The organism is Ruminococcus sp., from assembly GCF_019417665.1.
Lineage (GTDB): Bacteria > Bacillota > Clostridia > Oscillospirales > Ruminococcaceae > Ruminococcus_C.
In genome coordinates, this window is record NZ_DXUU01000102.1 from 1 (window position 1) to 4571 (window position 4571).

5 protein-coding genes and 1 pseudogene are annotated in these 4571 nt (G+C 41.0%); all 6 read left to right on the plus strand.

The window, feature by feature from the left end:
- The coding region (locus QZ375_RS13735; RefSeq protein ID WP_295219862.1) for a terminase TerL endonuclease subunit at positions 1–1289 on the plus strand (1289 nt) is incomplete at its 5' end.
- 16 nt (positions 1290–1305) lie between these two features.
- Positions 1306–1647 (plus strand): annotated as a pseudogene (locus QZ375_RS13740) (phage portal protein); the annotation flags it as partial.
- Positions 1648–1741: 94 nt separating this feature from the next.
- A complete protein-coding gene (locus QZ375_RS13745; RefSeq protein ID WP_295219864.1) occupies positions 1742–2707 on the plus strand; it encodes a peptidoglycan recognition family protein in 966 nt (321 codons plus the stop codon).
- Between the two features lie 304 nt (positions 2708–3011).
- Positions 3012–3494 (plus strand): hypothetical protein, encoded by a 483-nt coding sequence (locus QZ375_RS13750; protein WP_295219867.1) that lies wholly within the window; start codon positions 3012–3014, stop codon positions 3492–3494.
- Positions 3491–3919 (plus strand): hypothetical protein, encoded by a 429-nt coding sequence (locus QZ375_RS13755; RefSeq protein WP_295219868.1) that lies wholly within the window; start codon positions 3491–3493, stop codon positions 3917–3919. Before QZ375_RS13750 ends, QZ375_RS13755 begins: the two co-directional genes overlap by 4 nt.
- Positions 3920–3924: 5 nt before the next feature.
- The gene (locus tag QZ375_RS13760) at positions 3925–4533 is read left to right on the plus strand and encodes a hypothetical protein (RefSeq protein ID WP_295219869.1); all 609 of its coding nucleotides are present in this window, start codon (positions 3925–3927) and stop codon (positions 4531–4533) included.
- Positions 4534–4571 lie beyond the last annotated feature (38 nt).

Here is a 4571-nt window from a genome sequence, read left to right on the forward strand (position 1 = left end):
AAGTTTACGGTTGTGCTGCCGACCGTCAACAGGCTGCCATTGTATTTGATGTGGCGGCGGATATGGTGCGAATGTGTCCGGCACTCTCCAAGCGGGTGAAAATTTTAGCATCACAAAAACGCATCGTGTACCTTCCCACAAACAGCTTTTATCAGGTACTTTCCGCTGAGGCATACAGCAAACACGGTTTCAATATCCATGGGGTTGTGTTCGATGAACTTCACACGCAACCAAATCGGAAATTGTTTGATGTTATGACCAAAGGCTCCGGTGATGCAAGAATGCAGCCTTTGTATTTTCTGATTACCACCGCCGGAACGGATACCAACAGCATCTGCTATGAAGTCCACCAGAAGGCAAAGGATATTCTGGAGGGCAGAAAACATGACCCTACTTTTTACCCTGTCATTTATGGTGCAGATGAATCTGAGAATTGGACAGACCCGAAGGTCTGGAAGAAGGCAAATCCGTCACTGGATAAGACTATCGGTATGGATAAGGTCGTAGCTGCGTGTAACTCTGCAAAGGAAACACCGGGAGAAGAAAACGCTTTCCGACAGTTGCGACTAAACCAATGGGTAAAACAAGCTGTCCGCTGGATGCCGATGGAGAAATGGGATAAATGCAAGGTATCATTTGATGAAGATATGCTCGCAGGTCGTATCTGCTATGGCGGACTTGACCTTTCCAGTACAACAGATATAACGGCTTTTGTGCTTGTCTTTCCGCCAACGGAAGAAGATGAACATTATTACATTTTACCCTACTTCTGGCTGCCGGAAGAAACATTGCCGCTTCGTGTAAGGCGTGACCACGTTCCCTACGATGTGTGGGAACGGCAGGGATACCTTAAAACTACCGAGGGCAATGTTGTTCACTACGGCTTTATCGAAAATTTCATCGATGAACTGGGGCAGAAATTCCACATCAAAGAGATTGCTTTCGACCGTTGGGGTGCGGTGCAGATGTCGCAGAACCTTGAGGGTCTTGGATTTACGATGGTACAATTTGGACAAGGATATAAAGACATGAGTCCACCGACCAAGGAACTGATGAAACTGACTCTGGAACAGACACTTGCTCATAACGGTCACCCGGTTCTCCGCTGGATGATGGATAACATTTTCATTCGCCGTGACCCTGCCGGAAACATCAAGCCGGATAAAGAAAAATCCACAGAGAAGATTGACGGTGCGGTTGCCATGATTATGGCTCTTGACCGTGCAATCCGCTGTGGATGTGTGTCTGAGGAATCGGTTTATGATTCAAGGGATATGTTGATGATATAAGAAGGAGTTGATTTTCATGGGTATTTTCACAGGACTATTCAAGTCCAGAGATAAGCCAACTAACAGCTATGACAGCCCCAGCTACAGCTATTTCTTCGGACGAACGAACAGTGGTAAGCGTGTCAATGACCGCACTGCCATGCAGCACACAGTGGTTTATGCCTGTGTTCGGGTTCTGTCCGAGGCGATTGCACAATTACCGCTTCATGTGTACAAATACAACGATAATGGAAAAGAGCGAGTGCCACAGCATCCGCTCTATTTTTTGCTCCACGATCAGCCAAATCCGGAAATGACATCCTTTATTTTCCGTGAAACGCTGATGTCTCATCTGTTGATCTACGGCAATGCATATAGCGGTTGCGTCTGCTGCGGTGTTGGCTGGAGTGCTGTCTGTGCTAACATCGGTGGCAGGGCGGCCGGAAGTAAAAACAAATGAGGAGGACTAAGCTATGACTATCACAAAAAGCACATCCACCCACAACACACAGGCACTTGCCAACAGATCTATTGATTATATCGTGATCCACTATACGGCTGGTGTGACATCTAAGGCAGGGTCAGCCGTCAATACGGCAAATTACTATAAAACAACTGATCGTGAGGTATCCAGTGACTACACCGTAGATGATGCAGGTGCAGTGCTGTACAACCCCGACATCCGCAACCGTTACACCTGGCATTGTGGAGGGTCAAAGTATAGCACCAAAGGCGGCTCACACTACGGCAAGTGTAAAAACAGCAACAGCATTGGCATTGAGATTTGCAGTACAAACACTACTGGCAAGATGCAGGATGCTAACTCCAGCACATACTGCTTTACGGCGGCAGCAGTCGCTAACGCTGTAGAACTAACAAAGCAGCTTATGCAGACTTATGGCATTGCAGCCGACCACATCATCCGGCATTATGATGTCACGGGGAAACCCTGCCCAGGCATCAAGGGATGGAACGCAGAAAGCGGATCGGAATCTGCATGGAATGATTTTAAGCGTAAAATCTCTGGCTCTACAGCGTCTAGTGGTACATCAAATGGCAAGGTGCAGATCTATCGTGTGCGTAAGTCCTGGACTGACGCTGCGTCTCAGATTGGGGCGTACAGCAGCCTGAATGACGCTAAAAAGGCTTGCAAGGCTGGGTATACCGTCTACGATGCAAATGGTAAGGCGGCATATACGGCATACAGGACCGACTGGCGGCAAGGCGAGAAAGTCACTATCGCAGATCAGGCACAGCTGTTTGCGAATGAGACAACCGCTACACCGTCAAGTAGACTAAGGGGTGGTACATACTACATTTACGACGGTGTTTGTTGTAAAAACGGCAGATATCGCATTACCACTCGTGCGGAGTATTGCGGTAAGACTCCGATCGGCAAGTATGTGACTGGATATGTGAGCATTGATAAGATGAGTTGATATGGGTGAATGCGCAAACGAAACCGGCTGTACTGTGTGGGGCTTCCTACATGGTACAGCCGGTTTTTATTTGTTTTATCTCAAGTTATACTATTTTTATGAGATTGACTTTTTTAGTTTGCATGGTATAATTACAATTTGCTTGGGTCGAGAAATACCTCTGTAGATTTTTTTCAAAAAATAATGCTGATAGTTGTGATTTTTATTGACTATAGCAAAAAAGCATGGTATAATGAAATTAAAGACATGAAGACGTGTATTCTGGCTTTACTACTGGCTATATTATATGATAGGAGGCGTTGGTATGAAAAATATTAAGTTGAAACTTTTTCAACTTCATTCAAAAATCGAAACTGTTGTCTATGACGAAACGGTTGAATACTACGCTTTTTTGGAAAAACAGTATTGCAAGGGATACCGTCAAATAATTATACCATCACTTTTAATGGTAAAAATGATAAAGGAATTTTCTGCAATATACGATTTAAAAGTGTATAATATAGAATTTACCGAAGATGATGAAGATCTTTCTGAGGAGGTTAATAGGCTTATTTTTTCAATTCAGAGCAACCCAGTTTATGTCTGTTTATTAACTGACAAATTGGAATTCCTTTCAAATGATTCATCTATTGATATAAGCCGTATATCTTTCAAGGGCAAGATGAAGGATTCTTTGCCAATTGATTTGAAAATTCAATCTAATGGTATAGTGATTGTAAATGAAGGAGCAACTGAATATGCAAAAACTATAATTAAGCCGTTGATTGAACGAGGAATATTTGGATGAAAAATAAGTGCTTAAATTGTATATTCAAAGTGATAAATTTTTTTCTAACAATTGTGATGCCGTTTTTTAGTGCTTGGATTGGTGTAAAAGTATTTTATTTTTATAATGTGTTTGAAAAAATCATATCTGATGATGATTTAGCACGTGATGTAGGTATTACCGTTTATATAGCAATCGCAGAGATATTATTAAATAAGGGATTGAATCTGCATAGTATTGCATCAATTAATGATAGCGGAAGCTTAGTTATTAATGTCGAGAAACTATTTAGCGAGCAAAAGTATATTAATACGAGATTGGATTTCGTCATTTTGTTTATTAAGAATGAAGCTGGAGAAAGTAAGTCCGACTTGGAAACCGAAATAGTAAATGATTCGGTTTTTACTGATTTTATATCAAACAAAGCTGTAATAGAGATAAGGTGATGTGAATGGCTACAACTAGATGGAAGGATACAAAAGTCGACAACATTGAAAAAGCAATTGAATTAATTATGGATGATATTCCAGATGATGATGAATCATTGAATATCTCACGTAAAAATTGGAAAATGTCGAAAGGCTTTTCGGATAATTTGACTGTTACATTGTTGGGAAAAAAGGTTGATTTTAACATTATAAATTTTTCGTATGATAAAATTACAAGTACTGGATTAGTAGAAAATATAGTTCCACAGGCAGGCTTTATTATAGTTTACAGTATTGAAAACCAAGTGAACTATATCATCAATAAAAATTCTGATGCGAAACTTATTTTACGAAAAATGCTATCATATACTGGGAAAAATGAGATTGAAAATAATTCTTTTGGAATTAACAGTGATTTTTTTCTGTGGCTGGTCAATCGCATTTATTATGCAAATAATGTGATTGATGTTGACGGAGAAACTCCAGCCGTTTTGAAGATAAATGCTATAAAAGGTTTTCAAGGCGATACAGAAGATAGTCAAACTAGGGTATCTGCTTCTGGGGAATCTGTTATGAATGTAATTAGCGTGCTGTCGTTTTTCCTTGAAAGCAGGCAATTAAGGAAACACTGATTAAATCTTCCCATTGAGCTACAAATATGGTATAATAG